At 72.8% G+C, this 24,324-nt stretch carries 19 protein-coding genes and 1 pseudogene; 8 read left to right on the top strand and 12 right to left on the bottom strand.

Annotated elements, in window-relative coordinates; all coding sequences use genetic code 11:
- Window positions 1–115: 115 nt before the first annotated feature.
- A complete protein-coding gene (locus tag ACIRQY_RS20930) occupies window positions 116–271 on the bottom strand; it encodes a hypothetical protein (RefSeq protein ID WP_403927835.1) in 156 nt (51 codons plus the stop codon).
- Between the two features lie 141 nt (window positions 272–412).
- Here ACIRQY_RS20930 and ACIRQY_RS20925 point away from each other — a divergent pair, with 141 nt between their 5' ends.
- Together ACIRQY_RS20925 and ACIRQY_RS20920 are read left to right on the top strand one after the other, a co-directional pair.
- Window positions 413–1,216, top strand: a complete 804-nt coding sequence (locus ACIRQY_RS20925) for a phytanoyl-CoA dioxygenase family protein (protein ID WP_403927832.1) — start codon at window positions 413–415, stop codon at window positions 1,214–1,216.
- Window positions 1,213–1,689, top strand: a pseudogene (locus ACIRQY_RS20920) (DUF6309 family protein); the annotation flags it as partial. The gene ACIRQY_RS20925 and the pseudogene ACIRQY_RS20920, both read left to right, overlap by 4 nt.
- 36 nt (window positions 1,690–1,725) lie before the next feature.
- Here the strand turns inward: ACIRQY_RS20920 and ACIRQY_RS20915 are convergent.
- Complete coding sequence (locus tag ACIRQY_RS20915; protein ID WP_351782172.1) at window positions 1,726–2,475, bottom strand: SDR family oxidoreductase; 750 nt, start codon at window positions 2,473–2,475, stop codon at window positions 1,726–1,728.
- 91 nt (window positions 2,476–2,566) lie between these two features.
- Here ACIRQY_RS20915 and ACIRQY_RS20910 point away from each other — a divergent pair, with 91 nt between their 5' ends.
- Complete coding sequence (locus ACIRQY_RS20910; RefSeq protein WP_351782175.1) at window positions 2,567–3,901, top strand: glutamate-1-semialdehyde 2,1-aminomutase; 1,335 nt, start codon at window positions 2,567–2,569, stop codon at window positions 3,899–3,901.
- A 31-nt stretch (window positions 3,902–3,932) separates the two neighbouring features.
- Here ACIRQY_RS20910 and ACIRQY_RS20905 read toward each other — a convergent pair whose 3' ends face one another.
- From ACIRQY_RS20905 to ACIRQY_RS20895, 3 genes are all read right to left on the bottom strand, one after another.
- Window positions 3,933–4,541, bottom strand: a complete 609-nt coding sequence (locus ACIRQY_RS20905; RefSeq protein ID WP_403928005.1) for a helix-turn-helix domain-containing protein — start codon at window positions 4,539–4,541, stop codon at window positions 3,933–3,935.
- A gap of 146 nt (window positions 4,542–4,687) precedes the next feature.
- Window positions 4,688–5,383 carry a response regulator gene (locus ACIRQY_RS20900; protein ID WP_366442261.1) on the bottom strand — a complete coding sequence of 232 codons (696 nt, stop codon included), beginning with the start codon at window positions 5,381–5,383 and terminating at the stop codon, window positions 4,688–4,690.
- On the bottom strand, window positions 5,380–7,215 hold the full coding sequence (locus tag ACIRQY_RS20895) for an ATP-binding protein (RefSeq protein WP_403927827.1): 1,836 nt from the start codon (window positions 7,213–7,215) through the stop codon (window positions 5,380–5,382). Before ACIRQY_RS20895 ends, ACIRQY_RS20900 begins: the two co-directional genes overlap by 4 nt.
- Window positions 7,216–7,516: 301 nt before the next feature.
- On the opposite strand from ACIRQY_RS20895, the gene ACIRQY_RS20890 reads away from it, so the two are divergent.
- Window positions 7,517–8,869, top strand: coding sequence for a cation:dicarboxylate symporter family transporter (locus ACIRQY_RS20890; protein ID WP_351782184.1), 1,353 nt, complete (start codon window positions 7,517–7,519; stop codon window positions 8,867–8,869).
- Window positions 8,870–9,035: 166 nt separating this feature from the next.
- Here ACIRQY_RS20890 and ACIRQY_RS20885 read toward each other — a convergent pair whose 3' ends face one another.
- Both ACIRQY_RS20885 and ACIRQY_RS20880 read right to left on the bottom strand, forming a co-directional pair.
- Window positions 9,036–9,917, bottom strand: coding sequence for an aldo/keto reductase (locus ACIRQY_RS20885; protein WP_403927823.1), 882 nt, complete (start codon window positions 9,915–9,917; stop codon window positions 9,036–9,038).
- Window positions 9,917–10,816: an NAD-dependent epimerase/dehydratase family protein gene (locus tag ACIRQY_RS20880; RefSeq protein WP_403927820.1), complete on the bottom strand. Its 900-nt coding sequence runs from the start codon at window positions 10,814–10,816 to the stop codon at window positions 9,917–9,919. The genes ACIRQY_RS20885 and ACIRQY_RS20880 overlap by 1 nt, the downstream gene beginning before the upstream one ends.
- A gap of 67 nt (window positions 10,817–10,883) precedes the next feature.
- Between ACIRQY_RS20880 and ACIRQY_RS20875 the strand changes: the two genes are divergently transcribed.
- The 4 genes from ACIRQY_RS20875 to ACIRQY_RS20860 all read left to right on the top strand — a co-directional run bounded on the left by ACIRQY_RS20875 (window position 10,884) and on the right by ACIRQY_RS20860 (window position 14,772).
- Window positions 10,884–11,411: an Lrp/AsnC family transcriptional regulator gene (locus ACIRQY_RS20875; RefSeq protein WP_403927817.1), complete on the top strand. Its 528-nt coding sequence runs from the start codon at window positions 10,884–10,886 to the stop codon at window positions 11,409–11,411.
- Window positions 11,412–11,539: 128 nt separating this feature from the next.
- Window positions 11,540–11,977: a MerR family transcriptional regulator gene (locus ACIRQY_RS20870; RefSeq protein WP_403927814.1), complete on the top strand. Its 438-nt coding sequence runs from the start codon at window positions 11,540–11,542 to the stop codon at window positions 11,975–11,977.
- Window positions 11,974–12,321 (top strand): thioredoxin family protein, encoded by a 348-nt coding sequence (locus ACIRQY_RS20865; RefSeq protein WP_403927811.1) that lies wholly within the window; start codon window positions 11,974–11,976, stop codon window positions 12,319–12,321. The genes ACIRQY_RS20870 and ACIRQY_RS20865 overlap by 4 nt, the downstream gene beginning before the upstream one ends.
- 207 nt (window positions 12,322–12,528) lie before the next feature.
- A complete protein-coding gene (locus ACIRQY_RS20860; protein WP_403927808.1) occupies window positions 12,529–14,772 on the top strand; it encodes a HelD family protein in 2,244 nt (747 codons plus the stop codon).
- On the opposite strand, the gene ACIRQY_RS20855 is transcribed toward ACIRQY_RS20860, so the two are convergent.
- The 5 genes from ACIRQY_RS20855 to ACIRQY_RS20835 form a co-directional block, all read right to left on the bottom strand.
- The gene (locus tag ACIRQY_RS20855) at window positions 14,747–15,652 is read right to left on the bottom strand and encodes a ScbA/BarX family gamma-butyrolactone biosynthesis protein (RefSeq protein ID WP_403927806.1); all 906 of its coding nucleotides are present in this window, start codon (window positions 15,650–15,652) and stop codon (window positions 14,747–14,749) included. The genes ACIRQY_RS20860 and ACIRQY_RS20855 overlap by 26 nt on opposite strands.
- A 274-nt stretch (window positions 15,653–15,926) precedes the next feature.
- Window positions 15,927–18,188, bottom strand: a complete 2,262-nt coding sequence (gene glgB / locus ACIRQY_RS20850) for a 1,4-alpha-glucan branching enzyme (protein ID WP_403927803.1) — start codon at window positions 18,186–18,188, stop codon at window positions 15,927–15,929.
- 365 nt (window positions 18,189–18,553) lie between these two features.
- The gene (locus ACIRQY_RS20845; RefSeq protein WP_351782210.1) at window positions 18,554–19,903 is read right to left on the bottom strand and encodes a maltokinase N-terminal cap-like domain-containing protein; all 1,350 of its coding nucleotides are present in this window, start codon (window positions 19,901–19,903) and stop codon (window positions 18,554–18,556) included.
- A 232-nt stretch (window positions 19,904–20,135) separates the two neighbouring features.
- A complete protein-coding gene (gene treS, locus ACIRQY_RS20840; protein WP_351782213.1) occupies window positions 20,136–21,830 on the bottom strand; it encodes a maltose alpha-D-glucosyltransferase in 1,695 nt (564 codons plus the stop codon).
- Window positions 21,827–23,812, bottom strand: a complete 1,986-nt coding sequence (locus ACIRQY_RS20835; RefSeq protein ID WP_403927799.1) for an alpha-1,4-glucan--maltose-1-phosphate maltosyltransferase — start codon at window positions 23,810–23,812, stop codon at window positions 21,827–21,829. Before ACIRQY_RS20835 ends, treS begins: the two co-directional genes overlap by 4 nt.
- Window positions 23,813–24,324: the final 512 nt, after the last annotated feature.

The raw sequence follows: 24,324 nt of genomic DNA, 5'->3' as shown, positions 1-24,324 counted from the left end.
CTGTCGGCGGTGTGGCCGTCGGCCAGGACGTCACCGCCCCGGGCCCGCGCGCCGGGCCCGGGAGCCCGCCGGGACCCGGACAGTCGGCAGCCGACAGTCGGCAGCCGGGAGCGCGTCACCCCACCACGTCCTCGTCCTCACCTCCGCGCGAGCGCCGTACGGACGCGACCGGGGGCGGGAGCGGGCGGCGGCCGACGAGGGAGGGCGGGGGTCCGATCGCCTCGGCCACCCGCACCCGCACCGCCACCAGCACCAGCACCAGCACCGCCACCCGCACCCGCCACCCTCAGCCCGAAGGCATCCTTTTGGCCATTTATCAGGTCATGTGCATGTCAGCCATCCAGTCTGGATAGAAAGGTCCGAGCAAAGCGACCGTATGGCGACCGGTGCATGAACCAGGGGGGTTCCGTACGTGATAGACGCCCACTTCATCGAGAGTCAGGTGGAGGACTTCGCCGAGCGCGGATTTCTCGTGCTGCCCGGATTCCTGCCGTCCGACCTCGTCGACCGCCTCGTCCCGGAAGTGGACAAGTGGGTGGAGACGGGGTGGCGTCAGCAGTCGGTGGACGCCAGTCTGCGCCCCGACGCCGGGCCGCCGCAGATGGTCGAGCTGGACCTGCCCGCGCACGGTGAACTCGCGGTGCACCCGCCGCTGCTGGACCTGCTCGGCCACCCCGGTCTGCTGGGGGAGTCCTTCGTCTTCCACCACCTGCACAGCGACCGGCGACCCGCCGGAGGCGCCGGGAAGAGCTGGCACCACGACTACGAGCAGGAACCCCAGCGCGATCGCCGCTTCCCCATGATCCACGCCTTGCACTACATCCGCGGACTCCGGCCCGAGTGGGGCGGCCTGGCCGTACTGCCGGGCTCGCACCGGGAGGTCGCCGGGAAGGACGCCCGAAGCGGTCTCGGCACGGACGTCCTGCCCGGCGAAGTGGTCGTCGACGACCTGCCTCCCGGCTCCACCGTCCTGCTCCACTCCGCGCTCTTCCACACCCGCCGTGCCGCGCCCGCACCGCACGCGGGCGACGCCGGTCCGCGCTACATGATCGACGGCTCCTACTGCCGCACCGGAACCCTGTGGCCACCGGTCAAGCCCTACTGGCGGCAGGTGCTGGAAGTGGCACGATTACGAGGTCTGGACGCGGGACGGCCGGAGCTCTTCTCCGAACGCCACTTCAGCGAGTACGAACGGGACAGGAGGCACGGCGGATGAGGGTCCAGGGAGCGGTCCGGTTCGACGCGGTCATGCGGCACTTCGCCCGTGAGCACCCCTTCGACGCGTCCGACCAGGCCAACTCCAACGACGAGGCCGAGGGGCACATCGGCAACGCGCACCGGGAGTCCGGTGGCCGCTGGCACCGGGTCCTGCTGGAGGGGCCCGAGGTCCACCGCGTCGTCCTCCCCTGGCACCTCGGCGAGGACGGGGAGGTGGAGCTCATCCCCAGAACCGGACTGAGCGTGGCCGACGCGGCGGCGCGGCTCACGGCACTGGGCCCCTCGTACGAGCGGTCCAACCCGCTCTGCGCGCACAAACTCACCCGGCAGGACACCGGCACCCCCCTCCCCCTCTTCCTGAGCACCCGGCCCGCGCCCGGTCCCGACTACGAGTCCCTGACGGTCCGCGAAGGACTGATCCACCTGGACGGACTGCACCGGATGCTCTCCTGGGCCCGGGCCGGGCGACTGGCGCCCGGCAACTGGTTCGAGGCGTACGTGGCCGGGCTACCCGCGACCCACGTACGGCATGGCGCTGGGCATGACCAGGACCGACTGGATGTTCACCCCACGGGGCAGACCGGCCATGGTCCGCACCATGTCGACGACGTGCCCGACGTCCATGGTGGGTTCGACCCGCCGTGACCCGTCGGCCTGCAGCACCGCGGGCTGCGGACGGTCGGGCGGGGTGACGTTGCCGATGTCGATCTGCCCGCAGGAGATGTCGTAGGGGCGCCCGTCCAGGGACAGCGAACGCGTCAGCCCGGCCACCGCGTGCTTGGCCGCCGTGAACGCGATGGAATCCGGCCGGGGCACCTGCGCGGACGGCGCCCCGTTGTTGATGATCCGCCCTCCGCGCGGGGTCTGCCGCTTCATGACCCGGAAGGCGGCGCGGGAACACAGGAACGTCCCGGTGGCGATGGAGTCCATCACCCGGTGCCAGTCCTCGGCGCCCACCTCGTCGGTCGGGACGTACGGCATGGTGTCGGCCGCGTTGTTGAACAGCACGTCCAGCCGTCCGAACCGGTCCACGACCTGTCCGAACAACTCGTCCACGGCGGAGGGATCGGTGATGTCCGTGGGGAGGGGGACCGCCCGGCCACGGACGTCGGCGGGGGCCAGCGCCACCGTCTCCTCCAGCGGTTTCCCACGCCGGCCGACCAGGGCCACCGTCCAGCCGTCCGCCAGGAGACCCAGTGCGCACGCCCGCCCGATACCACTGCCCGCGCCCGTCACCACAACAGTCCGCTCCACCACGCCCCACCCGTCCTCACCTTCGGGAACCCCTGCACACGCAGGGCTCTGCGAACGTGCCCAGCCACCCCCTTCACCCAAACGGGAGCCCCATGTGATTGGCCGTATACAGGCGCTGGGCGGGACCGACCGCAGCCGCGCCCTGTTCGAGCGGGCCCAGACGTCCCTGGCCGGCGGAATCAGCTCCTCCTCCCGGCTGACCTCGACCGGTCCGCACCCCTACCCGCTCTACATGGAGAGCGGGTCGGGCGCGCGGATCAGGGACGTCGACGGCAACGAGTACATCGACTACCTCATCTCCTACGGCAGCGCCGTCCTGGGACACGCCTCCCCGCTGCTCACCGAGGCGCTCACCGCCGTCCTGCACTCCGGGACGATGTTCGGCACCTGCAACACCCCGGAAGTCGAACTCGCCGAGCTGATCTGCGAGATGGTGCCCTGCGCGGAACTCGTCCGGTTCGCCAACTCGGGGAGCGAAGCAGTGCAGGGCGCCGTGCGCGCCGCCCGCGGATACACCGGGCGGTCGAAGATCCTCAAGTTCGAGGGCCACTACCACGGCTGGTCCGACACCCTCGCCATCTCCAACCGGCCCGGCGCCGGGGAAGCGGGCCCCTACGGGTCACCGCACGCCGTACCGCACTCCCCCGGCATACCGGACGGGGTCGTCGGTGACGTCGTCGTCTGCCCGTGGAACGACCCCGAGGCGCTCCGTGCGTGTCTCGACGCGCACCGGGGGGAGATCGCGGCGGTCATCTGCGAACCGATCGTCGCCAACAACGCCTGCACCATGCCCGCGCCGGGCTTCCTGAACCGGCTGCGGGAGGAATGCACGGCACGGGACGTCGTGCTCGTCTTCGACGAGGTCTGCACCGGGTTCCGCACCGGGCCCGGAGGCGCCCAGACGATGTTCGGCGTGGTGCCGGACCTGGCCGTCTTCTCCAAGGCGCTGGGCGGAGGCCTGCCGATCGCCGCCTTCGCCGGACAGCGGCACGTGATGGAACCCATGGCCCGGGGGCACGTCAAGCACGGGGGCACCTACAACGCCTCGCCGCTGTGCGCGACCTCCGCCCTGGTCACCCTCCGGCAGCTGAACCAGCCGGAGGTCGGCAAGCGCATCGAGGAGAGCGGCCGCCGTGTCATGGAGGCGATCCGGCGCGCCGCCCACGACCGGCGCGTCCCCTGCGCGGTGCAGGGCGTCGGAGCCATGTTCCAGACCGTCTTCACCCCCGACGGCGCCCCCACCCGCCAGTACCGCGACCTGCTCGGCACCGACCAGGCGCGCTACGACGCCTTCCGCCACGGACTCCTCGAACGCGGAGTCCACACCAACGCCTACGGGATGGCCTGCTGGTTCGTCTCGGCGGCCGTCACCGAGGACGAACTGGACGCCACCTGCGAAGCCGTGGAGGAGGCGTTCGCGGTCCTGTGACCGGGGTCAGGGGGGGGCGGGACGCGTTCCGTCACGCCCCCGTCGCCGCCCAGAAGCGCGCGACGACGTCCTCCAGATACTCCCGGCCCTCCTCGCCGGTCGTCCCCGACGCGCCCCAGCTGCTGGTCGCCGCCATCCGGGCGTGGTACTCCGTGTGCAGCCGCTGGAGGGCCGTCTCCACGGTCCGCTTCGGCAGCGGCAGCATCTTCACCACCGGTTTCACGTACGCCTGCCAGCGGGTGGTCGACGCGTCGCGCAGCAGCTCCGCGAGCCGCTCGTCCCCACCGGTCGCGGTGATCAGGGCGCGCGGGCCGAGACCGAGGGCCTCGGCGAGCGCGGCGGTCTGGCGTTCGGTGCCGCGCCAGCGCCCCTCGTCCTCCATCCGCTGGTACGCCGGGGCCGCCAGGCCCACCCGCCGGGCCAGTTCCTCGACGCCGAGCCCGTGCGCCATGCGGTGCTCGCGCAGGGTCGACGCGGCGGCGATCAGCTCGGCGGGGGAGCACCACAGGACGCCCGCGAGGGCGGTCAGCTCCTGTTCACCGGGGACGGCCCGGCCGCGTTCCCAGTCGGCGACCGTGTCGGGTCCGACGAGGAGGCCGTACTGGGCGCGCAGACCGTAGGAGACGTGGCCGTGGGTCATGCCGAGGCCCTCGCGCAGCCGCCGGGCGGCCAGGGCGTCGAAGGGAGGGGTGGGTCGGTGCACCCCGCCCACGCTAGATGCGGAGGGTGATGGCTGGATACGGTGTGTTCCGCCAACGTGCGCGGTCGTAGGAACGTGGGAACCGCTCAGTAACCCCGGGCGGGTCCTTCGAGCCAGCGGTACTGGAGTTCCGGCCGTCCGATCTGGCCGTACTGCGGGGCCCGTACCGCCCGGCCCCCGGTGACCAGGTGTTCCAGATAGCGGCGCGCGGTGATCCGGGAGATCCCGACCGCCGCCCCCGCCTCGGCCGCGGTGAGCCCGGCCGGGGCGGCCCGCAGCCCCCGGGTGACGGCCTCCAGGGTGGGCGCGCTCAGCCCCTTGGGGAGGGCGGCGGGGTGCGGGGCACGGAGAGTGGCGAGGGCCCGGTCGACCTCGTCCTGCCCGGAGGCCTCGCCCGCCGACGCCCGGAACTCGGCGTACCGCGCGAGCCGGTCCCGGAGGGTCGCGAAGGCGAACGGCTTCAGGACGTACTGGACGACGCCCAGCGAGACGCCCTCCCTGACCACGGCCAGGTCGCGGGCGGAGGTGACGGCGATGACGTCGGCGGAGTGCCCGGCGGCGCGCAGCGCCCGCAGCAACTGGAGACCGTGGCCGTCGGGGAGGTAGAGGTCGAGCAGGATCAGATCGACGGGGGTCCGGTCGAGGAGCCGGACGGCGGCGGCGCGGGAGTGCGCGACCCCGACGACGGTGAAGCCCTCGACGCGCCCGGCGTACAGGGCGTGCGCATCGGCGGCGACGGGGTCGTCCTCGACGACCAGCACCCGCAGGTCCACGGCGCTCATCCGGCCACACCCGAGGGGGAGCCCGGACCGCCGACGGCGGGACCGGCACCGGCGCCGGGCTGTCCGGGACCGAGCTGTCCGGGACCTGGACGGCCGGGGTCGGCCGGGCCGGTTCCGCCCGTGCCCGACCGCTGAGACGGCACAGGCGCGGGCGCGGGCGCGGGTGTGGGCGCGGGTCGCGGAGCCGGACCCCTGCCCGTCCCCGTACTCCCGTCCCCGTCCGTCTCCCCGTCCCCGTCCGGGCCCGTCGGCAGGGGCAGCCGTACGGTGAACTCCGCGCCGCCCTCCTCCGCGTCCGTCACGGTCAGGGTGCCCCGGGCGCGGCCGACCGCCTGGCCGACCAGGGCCAGGCCGAGGCCCCTGCCGGGGCCCCGGGTGGACCAGCCCCGGCCCAGGACGGCGTCGCGGTCGGCGGGGCGCACCCCGGGGCCGCTGTCGCCGACCCGCAGCAGCAGTTCCCCGTCGCCGGTGCGGGCCGCGACGGTGACCGTCACCCGGGCGTGCGGGGTGCCGCCGACCGCCTCCACCGCGTTGTCGACGAGGTTGCCGAGGATCGTCACCAGGTCACGGGCGGGCAGGGCGGGGGGCAGCAGTCCGTCGTCGATGCGGCTGTCCTCGGTGAGCGTCAGCTCCACGCCCCGCTCGTGGGCCTGGGCCGCCTTGCCGAGCAGCAGCGCCGCGAGGACCGGCTCCCCGACGGCGTCGACGACCCGGTCGGTGAGCGCCTGGGCGAGTTCCAGTTCCGCCGTGGCGAACTCCACCGCCTCGTCCACCCGGCCCAGTTCGATGAGCGACACCACGGTGTGCAGCCGGTTGGCCGCCTCGTGGGCCTGGGAACGGAGGGCCTCGGTGAAGCCCCGCTCCGAGTCCAACTCGCCCGACAGCGCCTGGAGTTCGGTGCGGTCCCGGAGGGTGACGACGGTGCCGCGCCGCTTGCCGCCCACCACCGGGCGGGTGTTGACGACGAGCAGCCGGTCGGCCGTCAGATGCGTCTCGTCGACGCGCGGCTCGGAGGAGAGCAGGGCGCCGGTCAGCGACGCGGGCAGGCCGAGTCCGGTCGCCGGGCGGCCGACGGACCCCTCGTCCAGGCCGAGCAGTTCGCGTGCTCCGTCGTTGATGAGGGCGATCCGCCGCTGTCCGTCCAGCATCACGAGTCCTTCGCGGACCGCGTGCAGGGCGGCCTCGTGGTAGTCGTACATCCGGCTCAGCGCGGTCGCGTTCATGCCGTGGGTGTGGCGGCGCAGCCGGGCGTTGACGACGTAGGTGCCCGCCCCGCCGAGCGCGAGGGCCGCGCCCGCCATGAAGAGCAGCGCGGTGACCTGCTCCCGTATCTGCTCGCTGATCTTCTCGATCGTGATGCCCGCGCTGACCAGGGCGACGACCCGGTCTCCGGACATGACGGGCGCCACGGTCCGCACCGAGGGGCCGAGGACGCCGAGATGGGTCTCGGAGTAGAGCCGGCCGGCCCGTGCCTCCTCGATGTGACCGAGGTAGGCGCGGCCGATCTGGTCGGGCTCGGGGTGCGTCCAGCGGGTGCCCTCCGGGGACATGACGACGACGAAGGCGACGCCCGCGTGGCGGCGGAGCGCCTCCGTGTACGGCTGGAGCACCGCCGACGGGTCCGCGGTGCGGGCCGCGGCGACCACGGACGGGGAGTCGGCGACGGCGGCGGCGGTCGCCGTGGCCTGTCGCCGCGCGGTCTCCTCGGCCTGCCCGCGGTCCGTGACGTACGCGAAGACCGCGCACCCCGCCACGATGACGGCCACGACCGCGACCTGCATCGCGAAGAGCTGTCCGGCCAGGCTGCGCGGGTGGGGGAGGGGGAGACGCATGCGGGTAAGTGTGCACGCCGGGATTTGCTCCGGGGCGTCGCGTTCCCGAATCGTTCCCTTTCCGTACGGTCGCGTGGGATCCGCGCGCGAGGCCGGTCGAGGCCGTACGGGACCGGCGGGGAGGGTCGGGTGGGGGTCGTACGGGACCGGCGCGCGGGGTCCGCGCGGGCCGCCGCCGGAGCCTTCCGACAGTTCGGCCGTGAACGAAACGTACGCAACAGTGACCCGGATCACAGGCTGGTGGATAGTCGCCGGAGTCCACCGGGACGTGGACCCCCCCCCATCAGCACGAGGAGGACCCGTGGCCGCACGCCGGGACCGTACCCACTATCTGTATCTGGCCGTCATCGCCGCCGTCCTGCTCGGCATCGCGGTCGGCTTCGTGGCGCCTGGCGTCGCCGTCGAGCTGAAGCCGCTGGGCACCGGCTTCGTCAATCTGATCAAGATGATGATCTCGCCGATCATCTTCTGCACGATCGTGCTGGGCGTCGGTTCGGTCCGGAAGGCGGCGAAGGTCGGCGCCGTCGGCGGGCTCGCCCTCGGCTACTTCATGGTGATGTCCACGGTCGCCCTCGCGATCGGTCTGCTCGTCGGCAACCTCCTGGAGCCCGGCTCCGGTCTGCACCTCACCAAGGAGCTGGCCGAGGCGGGCGCCAAGCAGGCCCAGGGGGCGAGCGAGTCCACCCCCGACTTCCTGCTCGGGATCATCCCCACCACGATGGTGTCCGCCTTCACCGAGGGCGAGGTCCTCCAGACCCTGCTCGTCGCGCTGCTCGCGGGCTTCGCGCTCCAGGCGATGGGGGCGGCGGGCGAGCCGGTCCTGCGCGGGATCGGGCACATCCAGCGGCTGGTCTTCCGCATCCTCGGCATGATCATGTGGGCCGCGCCGGTCGGCGCGTTCGGCGCGATCGCCGCGGTCGTCGGCGCGACCGGGATCGACGCCCTGAAGTCCCTGGCCGTCATCATGATCGGCTTCTATCTGACCTGTGCGATCTTTGTCTTCGTGGTCCTCGGCGCGCTGCTGAGGCTGGTCGCGGGGATCAACATCTGGACCCTCCTGAAGTACCTGGGCCGCGAGTTCCTGCTGATCCTCTCCACCTCCTCGTCCGAGTCGGCGCTGCCCCGGCTCATCGCGAAGATGGAGCACCTGGGCGTCTCCAAGCCGGTCGTCGGCATCACGGTGCCGACCGGCTACTCGTTCAACCTGGACGGCACCGCGATCTATCTGACGATGGCCTCGCTCTTCGTCGCCGAGGCGATGGGCGACCCCCTCTCCTTCGGTGAGCAGGTCTCCCTCCTGATCTTCATGATCATCGCCTCGAAGGGGGCGGCGGGCGTCACCGGCGCCGGTCTCGCCACCCTCGCGGGCGGCCTCCAGTCGCACCGGCCCGAACTGGTCGACGGGGTGGGCCTGATCGTGGGCATCGACCGCTTCATGAGCGAGGCGCGCGCCCTCACCAACTTCGCGGGCAACGCCGTGGCGACGGTGCTCGTCGGCACCTGGACCAAGGAGATCGACAAGGCACGGGTCTCCGAGGTGCTCGCCGGGCACGTCCCGTTCGACGAGAAGACCCTCGTCGACGACCACGGGCCGTCCCCGGTCCCGGACCAGCGCGCCGAGGAGGGCGAGGAGAAGGCCCGGGCGGGCGTCTGATCCGGGACGACGGACCGGCGTGACGATCGGTGAGGGGCGGCCCCGGGAACGGGCCGCCCCTCACCGCGTACGGCTCCGGCGGCCTCACTGCGTGCGGTCTCCGGTGGTCCTCCGCTCACCGCGTACTGCAAACCCCCGGTCGGCGCCCGACCCCCGTGCGGGCGCCTCACGGGCCGTCCAGGGCTGTGACCTCCTCCCGGGTCAGCAGGAGGTCCGCCGCCGCGGCGGAGTCGCGGACCGATTCCGGGCGGCTCGCGCCGGGGATCGGCAGGACCGTCCCCGGGCGGGTCAGCAGCCAGGCGAGGGCCACCCGCTGCGGGCTGGTCCCGCGCTCCCGGGCCACCCGGTGGAAGGCGCCGGAACGGGGGTCCTCCTCCCGCGCGGACGTCCCGTCGAGGGAGCTGCGGGAGATGCCGCCCAGCGGGCTCCACGGCAGGTACGCGAGACCGAGTTCCGCGCAGAGCCGCAGCTCGGCGCCGCCGGTGCGGGCCTCGGGGGAGTAGCGGTTCTGCACGGAGACCAGCCGGTCGCCGAGGATCTCGCGGGCGAGCAGGATCTGCGCGGTGTCCACGTTCGAGACGCCCGCGAGCCGGACCGTGCCCGCGTCGAGGAGTTCCCGGAGCGCGCCGAGCGATTCGGCGTACGGGACGGCGGGGTCGGGTCTGTGCAGCTGGTAGAGGCCGAGGGGGGTGCGGCCGAGCCGCCGGGCCGAGGCCTCGGCCGCCCGGCGCAGGTGCGCGGGGCGGCCGTCGACGCTCCAGCCGCCGTCGGGGGTACGGCCCCGGCCGCCCTTGGTGGCGACGAGGACGTCGTCGGTCCGGCCGCCGTACGAGGCGAGGGCGCGGGCCACGAGCAGTTCGCCCTCGCCGGGCGCACCGCCCGGCGGATGGTAGGAGTCGGCCGTGTCGAGCAGGGTCACCCCGGCGTCGAGAGCGGCGTGCACGGTGGCCAGGGCCCGCGCCTCGTCGGGTCTGCCCTCGATGGAGAGCGGCATGGTGCCGAGTCCGACCGCGCCGACCCGGACGTCCCCCAGCAGTCGGTAGCGCATCAGCGGGCCTGCGCCCCGAGGGTCTCGGCGACGGCCGCCGCGAGCCAGTCGGAGGAGTGGGAGAAGGAGTAACCGAGCGCGGTGGCCCGGGAGTTGTCCATGCTGTATGCGCGGTCGAAGGAGAACGGCGAGACCTCGCCGACCTCCACCTCGTGGAAGACGGTCCGGCCGCCGACCTGCCTCTCTATCTCCGCGCAGAGGTCGGCGGTGGTGAGCGGGCCGTGGGAGCGGGCGTTGACCGGTCCGGTGAAGTCGCCGGTGACGGTCCAGGCGAGGAAGTCGGCGATCTCCTCGACGTACACGTAGGTCGCCGGGTGGTTGACCGCCGGGACGGTGATCGGCTCGCCCGCCCGGACCCGTCGCACGTAGTGGTCGAGGCGGCCGGTGAAGTCGTCGTCACCGCCGAGGACGTGGGCCACCCGTACCGAGGCCCAGGCGAACGGCGGGTCCGCCGCGAAGACCGCCTCGGACTGCCGCTTGCCCTCTCCGTAGTGGGCGTCCCGGAACTCCTCGTCGTGCCAGGGCAGTCCGCTGTCCACGGTGACGGCGGACAGGTCGAGGGCGTCCTCGGGGACCGGGTCGGCGGAGTCCTCGTACTCGTACACCATCACCGTGGAGGTCATGACGTAGCGCCGGGTGCGGTCCGCGAAGACCCGCCGGGCGATCTCCGCCTGGCGCGGGGTGTAGCAGACCTGGTCCACGACGACGTCGAAGAAGCGGCCCGCGAGCGCGGTCTCCAGCGCCTTCTCGTCGTCGCGGTCGGCGATGAGGTGTTCGACCTCCCCGGGGGTGCCCGAGGAGCCCCGGTTGAGCACGGTGATCCGGTGTCCGGAGTCCCGCAGCAGGGCGATGAGCCGCTTTCCGAAATAGCGGTTCCCGCCGATGATCAGAATGTCCATGAATACCAACTCCCTTGTCTCGCAGGACAAGTGTTACGTTGATTCTCCGCCGTCTGAAGGGGGAGACATGGGAGTCCAGGCCGCCGTACCGAAGGAACCACGGCCTTCACGCCTTCTCGCCGACGAAACCTCGGCGGCCTCCTTCGACGCCGTCGACCGGCAGATCCTGGACGTCCTCCAGAGCGACGGCCGGATCAAACTGAGCGAGCTGGGACGGCGGGTCAGGCTCAGCCCCGCCGCCGTCACCGAGCGCGTCCGGCGCCTGGAGGCGAGCGGCGCGGTCACCGGCTACGGCGCCCATGTCTCCCCGGCCCGGCTCGGCTACGGCATCCAGGCGTTCATCCGGGTCGATCCGCACGGCGGCTACACCCTGAAGCACCCGAGGACCCTGGAACTGACCGCGCGGCCCGAGGTCCTGGAGGTGCACCACGTGGTGGGCGAGGACTGCTGGATCATCAAGGTCGCCGTCACCGACACGGTCCACCTGGAGGACGTGCTGGAGCAGACCTCGGCGCTCGGCCGGACGACCACCTCGATCGTCCTGTCCTCCCCGGTGGTCCGCAAGCCGCTCCTCCCGCCGCCCGCGCGCAACTGACCACCGGTACGGAACCGGCCGCGCGCGCGGAACCCGCCGCCGACCGGGCCGGCTCCCGGGCGGCGCCCGGTGTCCCGGGCCGGTACGGGCTTGCCCTGACGTCGACGTCAAGGCATACCGTCGGGGACATGCGCATCGGAGAGCTGGCCGAGCGGGCCGGGACGACCACGCGGACCCTGCGGTACTACGAGTCCCGGGGGCTCCTGACCGCCCGGCGCACGGAGCGGGGCCACCGCACGTACGACGAGGCCGACCTGCGGCTGCTGCGGGAGATCAGGACCCTGCGGGCCTTCGGGTTCGACCTGGAGGAGACCCGGCCGTTCGTGGACTGCCTGCGCGCGGGCCATCCGGCGGGCGACTCCTGCCCGGCGTCGATCGCCGTCTACCGGCGCAAGATCGCCGAGCTGGACGGACTGGTCGGACGGCTCCTCGCGGTGCGCGCGGAGGTGGGCGCCCAGCTGCTGCGGGCCGAGGCGGAACTGCCGCACGGTCCGGAGCCCCGGTGCGAACTGACGGTGGAGGAGGGCCCGCGACGGGCCCCGGCGACGGAGGGAGAACGGCGATGACGACATGTGCCGAGGGCGCGGAGGGCGTGGCCGAGGTCACCGACACGGACTTCGGGGCGGAGGTGCTGGAGTCCGGGCGGCCGGTCCTGGTGAAGTTCACCGCCGGGTGGTGCGGCCCCTGCCGGCAGCTCAAGCCGGTGCTGCGCGCGATCGCGGCGGAGGAGGCGGACCGGCTGCGGATCGTGGAGATCGACGTGGACCGCAACCCGGAGACCACCCTGCGGTACGGGGTGCTCGCCACCCCCACGATGCTGCTGTTCCGGGCGGGCGAGCCCGTGAAGTCCCTCGTGGGGGCCCGGCCGAAGCGCCGTCTCCTGGAAGAACTGGCGGACGTGCTCGGCTGACCCGGGCCGGAGCGCCCGCACCCGGCGGGCCCTCGGGCGGTGCGCTCCCCGGCAGTGCGCCGCGTGCTTTTCTCGGTACATACGGAAATACCCCGACCGGAATGGCGGTCGGGGTATTTCTTCGCGTATATTAATGGATTCCGTGTCCGGACACACCGAAAGCACGGAGAAGTTCAATAAACACACCGTATCGCGCCGGGAGTCGAATTGTCAACCGAGGAATTTCGGAAAGAGCAGCAATTCATCACCGATCTCTACACACGGCTCGACGTCCTGCGGGACGAGGCCGAGACCGCCGTCGCCCGCGCCCTGCGCACCCCCGGGTCCGGCAGCAGCCAGGGCAGGCTGGAACGGGACGTGCTCGTCGCCGAGCAGTCGGGGCTCCTCGCCGCGTTCGACGCGGGCGAGAGCGGGCTCTGCTTCGGCCGCCTCGTCTTCCGGGACGGCCGTGACCACCACATCGGCCGCCTCGGCATCCGCGAGGACGACCCCGAGCGCACCCCGCTCGTGGTCGACTGGCGCGCCGAGGCCGCCCGCCCCTTCTACCTCGCCACCGGGTACGAGCCGATGGGCCTGTCCCGCCGCCGCCACATCGGCACCCGGGGCCGTACCGTCACCACCCTCCACGACGAGGTCCTCGACCTCGCCGACGCCACCCGCACCGGGCACGAGAGCCGGGACGCCGACGAGGTGCTGCTCGCCGCGCTCGACGCGGCCCGCACCGGACGGATGCACGACATCGTGCAGACCGTCCAGGCCGAACAGGACGCCATCATCCGCTCCCCGCACCGGGGCGTCCTCGTCGTCGAGGGCGGCCCCGGCACCGGCAAGACCGCCGTGGCGCTGCACCGGGCCGCGTACCTCCTCTACGCCCACCGGGAGCAGCTCGCCCGCCGGGCCGTCCTCATCGTCGGGCCCAACCCCGCCTTCCTCGGCTACATCGGCAACGTGCTGCCCTCCCTCGGCGAGACCGGCGTCCTCCTCGCCACCCCCGCCGAACTCTTCCCCGGCGTTCGCGCCACCGGCACCGACACCCCCCGCGCCGCCGCCGTGAAGGGCTCCGCCGCCATGGCCGGGGCGCTCGCCCGGGCCGTACGCGACCACCAGCGGGTCCCCGAGCGCGGGGCGCCCCTCGTCGTCCCGCACGAGGACGGCGACCTCGTCATCGACTGGGACACGGCCCTGGAAGCCCGCCACAAGGCCCGCGAGACGGCCCTCCCGCACAACCTGGCCCGCCCCTACTTCGTCTTCCGCGTCCTGGACGCGCTCGCCGCGCAGCTCGCCGACCGCATCGGCGCCGATCCCTACGGCGGCCCCAACTTCCTCGGCCCCGACGACATCGCGCTGCTCGCCAAGGGCATCGCCGCCAACCCCGAGGTCCACGCGGCGATCGAGGAGCTGTGGCCCGCGCTCACCCCGGAGGAGTTCCTCACCGGCTACCTGGCCGGGCCCACCCATCTGCCCGGGGCGGACGCCGGGGCGATCCGGCGCGACGGCGGCCCCTGGACCCCCGCCGACGTGCCGCTGCTCGACGAGGCGGCCGAACTCCTCGGCGAGGACGACGCGGCCGTCCGCGCCGCCGGGGAGGCCGAACGGCAGAAGCGGATCCAGTACGCGCAGGGCGTCCTCGACGTCTCCTACGCCTCCCGGACCTATGAGTTCGAGGACAAGGAGGAACTGGACAAGGACGCCTCCGAGGTGCTCTCCGCGCACGACGTCATCGACGCCGAGCGGTTCGCGGAGCGGCACGAGGAGGCCGACCACCGCACCGCCGCCGAACGCGCCGCCGCCGACCGGACCTGGGCCTTCGGCCACATCATCGTCGACGAGGCCCAGGAGCTCTCCGCGATGGCCTGGCGCCTGCTGATGCGCCGCAGCCCCAGCCGCTCCATGACCCTGGTCGGCGACCCCGCCCAGACCGGCGACCCGGCGGGCGTCGGGAGCTGGGAGGACATCCTCGCCCCCTACGTGGAGGACCGCTGGGAACTGGTGCGCCTCGGGGTCAACTACCGCACCCCCGCCGAGATCATGGCGGTCGCCGCCGAGGCGCGGCGGGCCGCAGACCCCGGTTTCGAACCTCCCCGCTCGGTACGGTCGACCGGCGTCGAGCCCTGGGACCGTACGGCGGCCGACCCGGTCGCGGAGACCGCCGCCGCGGTGGCGGCCGAGCGGCACGACGAGGGCCGGATCGCGGTCGTCGCCCCGCCGGAACTGCTCCCCGCGCTGGCCGCCGCGGTGCCGGACGCGGCGCACGGTCCGGCCCCCGACCTCACCCGGCCGGTCGTCCTGCTCGACCCCCGGCAGGCGAAGGGCCTGGAGTTCGACACGGTCCTGGTGGTGGACCCGGAGGGGATCGTCGCGGGCGCCGCGCACGGCGCCAACGACCTGTACGTGGCGCTGACCCGGGCGACCCAGCGCCTCGGGGTCATCCGTCGCGCAGCGCACAGCTGAACAGCGGCTCCCCGTCCTGGTGACCGGTGACCCGGACCGTCCCCGGTGTCCTGCCGGGCTCCGTCCCGAGGAGACAGGGGCCGCCCTGGAACTCGGCGTACCGGTGGAAGACCATCCGCAGGGCGGCGGGCAGGAAGGGGCGGGGCCAGACGGTGGCGGCGGCGGCCTGCCGCGCGGCTTCGAGGACGAGCATCCCCGGTATGTGGTCGTTGGGCCGTTGGAAGAGGGTGGGGTGGCCGGTGTCGACGACGAGCCGCCACGTCCCGTCCCGGCTCCAGGGGGCGAGGAGCACGTCCTCCGTCCTGGTCCGGCCGGTGCGGGCGGCCGGTGCCCGGCGGCTCTCCGGGCCGGGGCGCGCCACGCCGGGTTCGACGCGCCCGCCGCGCAGTCTGCGGTAGGCGGCGGGCCCGGCGAACCGGGCGTGGGCGCTGCCGGTCGCCACCAGCCGGGCCGTCCGCCGTACGGTCCACTCCGCCCGCATCACGGCCAGTTCGCCGCCGCGCCGCAGGAGTTCGGCGAACCTGATCTCCATGTCGGCGGCCCCGCCGGTGACGGCGAGGCCCGCCGGGTCGCAGGTCAGGGACAGTTCGCTGAGCAGGATGTGGCGGGACGGCGGCATCCCGTGGGCCGCGTGCAGCAGGGCCATCGTGGCCTGCCGCAGGGTCTCGGCGACGAGCAGAGGGTCGTGGCACCGGCGCCCGGCCCGGTCCAGCGGGGCGAAGAACGGGTGGTCGTCGGGCCAGACGGCCCGGACCGCGAAGCGCGCCTCCCCGGCGAGCGGGCGCCACTCGACCGGGAAGGTGTCCTCGGGGCGCACCCGGTGGCATAACTGCGGCGACAGGGGCCGCTCCACGGTCTTCCGCATGGTGTCCCCGCTCATCTGGATCCGTCGACAAGATCCGATGAGTGAAGATAGCCGAACGGAGCCCTTGGCGTCCGAACGGATGAACGATCAACTGGCCGAACGTCAACTACCGGACGTTCGGACGCCCTTGCTCACGCGGGGCCGGTCCGGGGGCCGGCCGAAGACCGGCCGAAGACCGGCCGAAGACCGGCCGAAGACCGGGCCGGAGACGGTCCCGGCCCGGACCCTCCGCCGGGCCGCCCGCCCCGGCACCGGGATCCGCCCACCCCGGCCCCGGGGCCCGTCCTCCTCAGGCCGGCCGCAGCCACACCGTCGCGAGCGGGGGCAGCGTCGTCCGGATGCTGGTGGTCCACCCGTGGTGCGGCACGGACTCCGCCTTCAGCGGGTCCCGCCCCACCACGTCGCTCCCGCCGTACCGGGCGTCGTCCGTGTTCAGCACCTCCGACCAGGCGACCACGGACTCCGGCACCCCGAGCCGGTACCCGTGCCGCACCACCGGCGAGAAGTTCGACACCGCGAGCAGCGGCAGCCCGGAGCCGTCGAAGCGCAGGAACGCGAAGACGTTGTCCTCCGCCGCGTCCCCCACCACCCACCGGAAGCCCTCCGGGACGGTGTCCCGCTCCCAGAGCGCCGGGGTCGCCGCGTACACCGTGTTCAGGTCCCGGACCAGGTCCCGCACCCCCCGGTGGTCGGGCTCCGCCCCGTACGCCGGATCGAGCAGCCACCAGTCGGGGCCGTGGTCCGCCGACCACTCCGAGCCCTGCGCGAACTCCTGCCCCATGTAGAGGAGTTGCTTGCCGGGGTGGGCCCACATGAAGCCCAGGTAGGCGCGGAGGTCGGCGCGCTGCTGCCACCAGTCGCCCGGCATCTTCGACACCAGGGACCGCTTGCCGTGCACCACCTCGTCGTGCGAGATCGGCAGGATGTAGTTCTCGCTGTACGCGTACACCATCGAGAAGGTCATCTCGTGGTGGTGGTACTTCCGGTGCACCGGCTCCTTCCGCACGTACTCCAGCGAGTCGTGCATCCACCCCATGTTCCACTTCATGCCGAAGCCCAGACCGCCGAAGCCGCCGGGACCCACCTGGTCCGTCGCCCGGGTCACCCCGTCCCAGGCGGTGGACTCCTCAGCGAACGTCACGATCCCCGGGCAGCGCCGGTACACGGTCGCGTTCATCTCCTGGAGGAACGCCACCGCGTCCGGGTTCTCCCGCCCGCCGTGCTCGTTGGGCAGCCACTCGCCGTACTCCCGCGAGTAGTCCAGGTAGAGCATCGACGCCACCGCGTCCACCCGCAGCCCGTCGATGTGGAACTCCTGGCACCAGTACACCGCGTTGGCCACCAGGAAGTTCCGCACCTCCTTGCGGCCGTAGTCGAACTCCAGGGTCCCCCAGTCCGGATGGTGGGAACGGCGCGGGTCCGGGTGCTCGTACAGCGGGCGCCCGTCGAACTCCGCGAGGGCCCAGTCGTCCTTCGGGAAGTGCGCGGGGACCCAGTCCATCAGGACCCCGATGCCCGCCCGGTGCAGCGCGTCCACCAGGAACCTGAAGTCGTCCGGGGTGCCCATGCGGGCCGTCGGCGCGTAGAAACCGGTGACCTGGTAGCCCCACGAACCGCCGAACGGGTGCTCGGTCACCGGCATCAGCTCCACGTGCGTGAAGCCCAGGTCCTTCACGTACGCGGGCAGCTGCTCGGCGAGCTGCCGGTAGCTGAGGCCCGGCCGCCAGGACGGCAGGTGCACCTCGTACACCGACAGCGGCGCCTCGTGGTGCGGGCGCGCCCCGCGCCGCGCCATCCACTCCGCGTCCTCCCAGACGTAGTGGGAGGCGGTGACGATCGACGCCGTGTTCGGCGGGCACTCGGTGCACCGGGCCATCGGGTCCGCCCGTACGGTGTGCGTCCCGTCCGGCCGGGTGATGTCGTACTTGTAGAGCGCGCCCTCGCCGACCCCCGGCACGAACAGCTCCCACACCCCCGTCGAACCCAGCGAGCGCATCGGCAGGGCCGTGCCGTCCCAGTGCGTGAAGTCACCCGTGACGCGCACCCCCCGCGCGTTCGGCGCCCACACCGCGAACCGGGTCCCGGTCACCCCGCCGTGGGTCATGACCCGGGAGCCCAGCGCCGTCCACAGCTCCTCGTGCCGCCCCTCCCCGATCAGGTGCAGGTCGAGCTCGCCCAGCGAGGGCAGGAAGCGGTACGGGTCGTCCGCGGCCAGCTCCTCCGGCCCGTCGTACCGGACCCGCAGTTCGTACGCGGGCACCTTGCGCAGCAGCGGCAGCACCCCGGAGAAGAGCCCGTCGCCCTCGTCCGCGAGCGGGATCCGCCTGCCCTTGGTGAGGACGGTCACCTCCTTCGCCCACGGGCGGAGCACCCGGACCACCACCCCGCCCCGGACCTGGTGGGCGCCCAGCAGCCCGTGCGGGTCGTGGTGCTCACCCGCGAGCAGCCGCGCCCGGTCGCCCGGGTCGAGCGGCGGCGCGGGCCGGGGCGCCGGGGGAGCGGCGGGGGACGTGGTGCTGCGGGCCGTCTTGCCTGCGGGGCGGGCGGTCACCGGGATGCCTCCTGGGATACGGGGTGGAGATGTGACGGGTGTGATGGACAGAGGGGAAGGGGTGGGTGAGGGAGGTGGGGCAGGGGATGCCCATGGGGCTCGGGGTACGGGGTGGAGATGTGACGGGTGTGATGGACCGAGGGGAAGAGGTAGGTGAGGGAGGTGGGGCAGGGGATGCCCATGGGGCTCGGGGTACGGACCGGCAACGGTGCCCGGCACGGGCGGGACACTCCGCCGAACGGGGGCGGGCGCGGTTTCCGCAGGCGGGAGCCGTACGGCGGCCCCGAACGCTGGTCCGAACGGGGCGCCCCGCCGGGCCGGTGCTGCGCCGAACGGGGTGGGGCACCGGGCCGGGTCCGCGCAGATCACCGGGGGGCCGCGAGGCGCTCGATCGCGGACATCGGGACCGGGAGCCAGTCCGGGCGGTGCCGGGCCTCGTAGACCACCTCGTACACCGCCTTGTCCGTCTCGTAGGCGCGCAGCAGCGCGGGCTCGGCGCGCGGGTCGACGCCCGCCGCCTCTGCGTAGCCGGTGCAGAAGGCCGCCCGGCAGCGGGTCGCCCAGTCGGCCCGCCAGGGCCGGTGGGTGCGGGCCGCGTAGTCGAAGGAGCGGAGCATCCCGGCGATGTCGCGGACCGTGGGCTGGGGGCTGCGCCGCTCGTCCAGCGGCTTCGCGGGCTCGCCCTCGAAGTCGATGACGGCCCAGCCGCCGTCGGAGCCCCGCAGGGTCTGGCCCAGGTGCAGGTCGCCGTGGACGCGCTGGAGCGTGCCGCCGCCGTGGGCGCCGCCCGCCGCCGCGAAGACCGCCCGCAGGGCCGGTACGTACGGCAGGAGCGCCGGCACCGCCTGCGCCGCCGTGTGCAGCCTGCGGTCCATGGCGGCGGCCAGTTGCTCGGTCTCGGCCCGCTGGAGCGGCCGGGTGGGCAGCGCGTCCGCGAGGGCGAGGTGGACCTCGGCGGTGGCCCGGCCCAGGGCCCGCGCCTCGGCGGTGAACGCGCGGCCGTCGGCGAGCGCGTCGAGGGCGAGCCGCCAGCCGTCGCGGGAGTCGCGCAGATAGGGCTGGAGCACCCCGAGGGTCGCGGCCCCCGTCTCGAACCAGGCGACCGGCGCCGGGACCCGGGCGCAGCCCGCCCCGGCGAGGGCGAGCGGCAGCTCCAGGTCGGGATTGGCCCCCGGGCTGACCCGGCGGAAGATCTTCAGGATGTACGCGTCCCCGTACACCAGGGAGGAGTTGGACTGCTCGGCGTCGAGCATCCGGGGGGCGGGCGCGGGCGGCAGCGCGGTGGTGGCGTGGAACCGCAGGGGGCCGGTCCGGCCCGGGGTGCGCAGCCGCTCGTAGAGGAGTCCGGCGAGGCGCGGGTCGCGCAGCCCCTCGTAGACCGCGCGTCCGGCGAGCGGGCCCTGCCGGAGCCGTCCGATCAGGGCGGGGGCGAGCCGGGGCGGTAGCTGGGGCCTTGTGCCCAGGAGGAGTTGGTAGCAGTCGGCGGGCGATCCGGCGGGGCGGCCCGGCTGTTCGACCCGGAGGAGCAGATGGAGGAGCCCGGGGCCCGGGCCGTCCAGGGGCAGCAGCTCGGTGGCGGCTTCCAGGCCGAATCCGGTGACCCGGCGGCCCTTGCCCGCGAACCAGCGCTGCCGGGGCAGCCATTCATGGAGCAGGGGGGTGAGGGAGGGAAGGAGGGCGTCCGGGGCCCGGGTGGTGGATGCGGTCTCCGGCATGGCATCGCGTCCTTTCCCCGGGGCGCGCAGATGACTGTCATATGGGTTCAAATGCGCAGATTGTCCCGGATGGCGGCTGGGGCTGTCCGGATGTGCGGGACGTGTCGGAAGGGGAAGATCCGTACGGGTCCGGCGGGAAGGCCCGGATGGACCCGGATCGTGTGTGTTTCACAGTGCCCGGAGTGGGACGGGGAAAACCGTCCCACCCGGAGGAATCCGAACGGACGGGCGGTCAGCCCCTCTTGAGACGGAACCAGTAGAAGCCGTGCCCCGCAAGGGTCAGCAGGTACGGCAGGCGGCCGATGGCCGGGAACGTCACCCCGCCGATCAGCTCCACCGGCTGGGCGCCGTCGAAGCGGCTCAGGTCCAGCTCGGTGGGCTGCGCGGACCGCGAGAAGTTGTTCACGCAGAGGACGAGATCGTCGCCCTCCTCGCGCAGGAAGGCCAGCACCGCGGGGTTGGAGGCCGGGAGTTCGGTGTACGCGCCGGTGCCGAAGGCCCGGTTCTGCTTGCGGACCTCGATCATCCGCTTCGTCCAGTGGAGCAGCGAGGACGGCGACGCCGTGCCCGCCTCGACATTGGTCACCTGGTAGCCGTGGACCGGGTCCATGATGGCCGGAAGGTAGAGGCGCCCGGGGTCGCAGGAGGAGAAGCCCGCGTTCCGGTCGGGGGTCCACTGCATCGGGGTCCGCACCCCGTCCCGGTCGCCCAGCCAGATGTTGTCGCCCATGCCGATCTCGTCGCCGTAGTAGAGCACAGGCGAGCCCGGCAGCGAGAAGAGCAGCGCGGTGAACAGCTCCATCTGCTTGCGGTCGTTGTCGAGGAGCGGGGCGAGCCGCCGCCGGATGCCGATGTTGGCCCGCATCCTCGGGTCCTTGGCGTACTCGGCGTACATGTAGTCGCGCTCTTCGTCGGTGACCATTTCGAGGGTCAGCTCGTCGTGGTTGCGCAGGAAGATGCCCCACTGGCAGCCGGAGGGGATCTCCGGGGTCTTCGCCAGGATCTCGGAGACCGGATGGCGCGACTCGCGCCGCACGGCCATGAAGATCCTCGGCATGACCGGGAAGTGGAAGGCCATGTGGCACTCGTCGCCGCCCGAGCGGAAGTCGCCGAAGTAGTCGACGACGTCCTCGGGCCACTGGTTGGCCTCGGCGAGCAGCACCGTGTCGGGGTAGTGGTCGTCGATCTCCTTGCGCACCCGCTTGAGGAAGGCGTGGGTGGCGGGGAGGTTCTCGCAGTTGGTGCCCTCCTGCTGGTACAGGTACGGCACCGCGTCCAGCCGGAAGCCGTCGATCCCCAGGTCCAGCCAGAACTTGAGCGCCGACAGGATCTCCTCCTGCACCGCCGGGTTCTCGTAGTTGAGGTCGGGCTGGTGCGAGAAGAACCGGTGCCAGTAGTACTGCTTGCGGACCGGGTCGAAGGTCCAGTTGGACGTCTCGGTGTCGACGAAGATGATCCGGGCGTCCGGATACCGCTTGTCGTCGTCCGCCCAGACGTAGTAGTCGCCGTACGGGCCGTCCGGGTCGCTCCGCGACTCCTGGAACCACTCGTGCTGGTCGCTCGTGTGGTTCATGACGAAGTCGATGACCACGCGCATCCCGCGCTGGTGCGCCGCGTCGACGAACTCCACGAAGTCCGCCAGGTCGCCGAACTCGGGCAGCACCGAGGTGTGGTCGGCGACGTCGTAACCACCGTCCCTCAGGGGGGACTTGAAGAACGGCGGCAGCCAGAGGCAGTCCACGCCCAGCCACTGGAGGTAGTCCAGCCGGGACGTGATGCCCTTCAGATCTCCGACACCGTCCCCGTTGCTGTCCTGGAAGGAGCGGACGAGGACCTCGTAGAAGACGGCCCGCTTGAACCAGTCGGGATCGCGGTCCTTGGCGGGGGTGTCCTCGAAGGTGTCGGGGACGGGCTCGTTGACAGTCATGATGTGGGTGACCCTCCGGTCTGCGGGGACGGTCGCAGGACGAGGACGTGCGCGGGCGTGACGCCCGGTTGCAGGCGCACGTAGCTGGCCCTGCCCCAGTGATAGGTCTCGCCGGTGAGCTCGTCGCGCACCGGCACGGTCTCGTGCCAGTCGAGGCCGAGCACCGGCATGTCCAACGAGAGCGTCGCCTCCTGGGTGTGGTGAGGGTCGAGGTTGACGACCACCAGAACGATGTTCGAACCCGAACGCTTGCTGTACGCGATCACCAGCGGGTTGTCCGTGTCATGGAACGACAGGTTCCGCAGCCTGCGCAGCGCCGGGTGCCGACGTCTGATCCGGTTGAGAGCCGTGATGAGCGGGGTGATCGTCGCCCCCGCCCGTTCCGCCGACTCCCAGTCGCGTGGCCTCAGTTGGTACTTCTCCGAGTCCAGGTACTCCTCACTGCCGTCCCGCAGCGCGGTGTTCTCGCACAGCTCGTACCCGGCGTACATGCCCCACGAGGGCGAGAGCGTCGCCGCGAGCACCGCCCGGGCCTCGAACGCGGGCCGCCCGGCCCCCCGGAGACCGGACGGCAGGATGTCCGGGGTGTTCACGAAGAAGTTCGGCCGCATCAGCGCCGCCGTCTCCCCGGACAGCTCCGTCAGGTACTCCGTCAGCTCCTCCTTGGTGTCGCGCCAGGTGAAGTAGGTGTACGACTGCTGGAAGCCGACCGCGCCGAGCGCCCTCATCATCGCGGGCCGGGTGAACGCCTCCGCCAGGAAGATCACGTCCGGGTCCGCCCCGTTGACCTCGCCGATCACCCGCTCCCAGAACACCACCGGCTTGGTGTGCGGATTGTCCACCCGGAAGATCCGGATGCCCCGGTCCATCCAGAACCGCAGCACCCGCACGGTCTCCGCGACGATCCCGTCCATGTCCTTGTCGAACGCGATCGGATAGATGTCCTGGTACTTCTTCGGCGGGTTCTCCGCGTACGCGATCGAACCGTCCGGCCGGTGGTGGAACCACTCCGGGTGCTTCTCCACCCACGGGTGGTCCGGCGAGCACTGGAGCGCGAAGTCCAGCGCGATCTCCAGCCGCAGCTCCCGCGCCCGCGCCACGAAGGCGTCGAAGTCCTCGAAGGTCCCCAGGTCCGGGTGGAGCGCGTCGTGCCCGCCCTCCGGCGAACCGATCGCCCACGGCACCCCCACGTCGTGCGGCGCCGCCGAGAGGGAGTTGTTCGGGCCCTTGCGGTGGGTCTCGCCGATCGGGTGCACCGGCGGCAGGTACACCACGTCGAAGCCCATCGCGGCCACCGCCGGAAGCCGCTCCGCCGCCGTGCGGAAGTTCCCCGGCACCGTACGGCCCCGGACCTGGCGCACCCCCTCCGAGCGCGGGAAGAACTCGTACCAGGAGCCGAACAGCGCCCGCTCGCGCTCCACCCGGAGCGGCAACGCCGGTGAGCAGGAGAGCAGTTCGCGCAGCGGATGCCGGTCGAGGACCTCGGTCACCCGGGGTGCGAGGGCCGCCGCGAGCCGGGCCGCCGCGGGCCGGGCCGGGTCCCGCAGCGCGTCCGCCGCCGCCAGCACCGCCTCCCGCCCGCCGCCCTTCTTCGGGACGCCCTTCGCGGCCCGCTCGTGCAGCTCGGCACCCTCGGCGAGGACCAGCTCGGAGTCGATCCCGGCCGGGATCTTGATCCCCGCCGTGTGCCGCCAGGTCGCCACCGGATCGCTCCAGGCCTCGACCGTGTACGTCCAGGCGCCCTCGGCGTCCGGGGTGACCTCCGCCCCCCACCGGTCGGTGCCCTCGGCCAGCTCGCGCATCGGCGTCCAGGGGCCGGGCCGGCCCGAGGGGCCGCGCAGCACGACATTGGCGGCGACCGCGTCGTGGCCCTCGCGGAAGACGGTCGCCGTCACTTCGAAGGTCTCTCCGGCCACCGCCTTCGCGGGTCGCCGGCCACAGTCGACCAGGGGGCGTACGTCCAGTACGGGAATGCGTCCCATGAGCGGATTCACAGCATCACCTGACGGTTTACGGGGGTGCGGGTGGTGGTGCGCTCTTTCTAGCTCCGTATACGGCCGCCGGGTCGAGGGCATGGCCGCTCCCGTCCGCGTTCACTCGGACGGCTTGTTCAGAGGGATGAACGGAGATCACGGGGAGGGTGGATGAGGGGTTCGCAGAGGAGCCTTCCCCCGGAACGCGCAAGGGCAATCCGGGAGCTTTGTTAACTACGGGTACGTAGCCGGGACGACAAGGGCGCGACCCGGACAAAGAATCCGCCCCCGGGAGAGGGGAGAAGGCGCCGCCCGTACCGGCGGGTCCCGTCCAAGCCGGACGGGACCGCCGTACTCGACGGCGCGGCGGCTCGTCCGGCCGGTCCTGCTCGTCCGGCTCGCCCGCGTCCGGCGGCCGTATGCGCCGGGGCCGCCGGGGCCGTACGGGCCCTCCGCTCCCCGACCGGCGCGGGTCCGAGGCGCGGGGCCCGCGCCGACAGCCCGTCGTCGTCCGCCGACGG

Origin of the sequence: Streptomyces sp. NPDC101490 (assembly GCF_044767145.1) — a bacterium.
Classification (GTDB): domain Bacteria; phylum Actinomycetota; class Actinomycetes; order Streptomycetales; family Streptomycetaceae; genus Streptomyces.
This window is presented reverse-complemented; position numbering and strand designations above follow the sequence as displayed.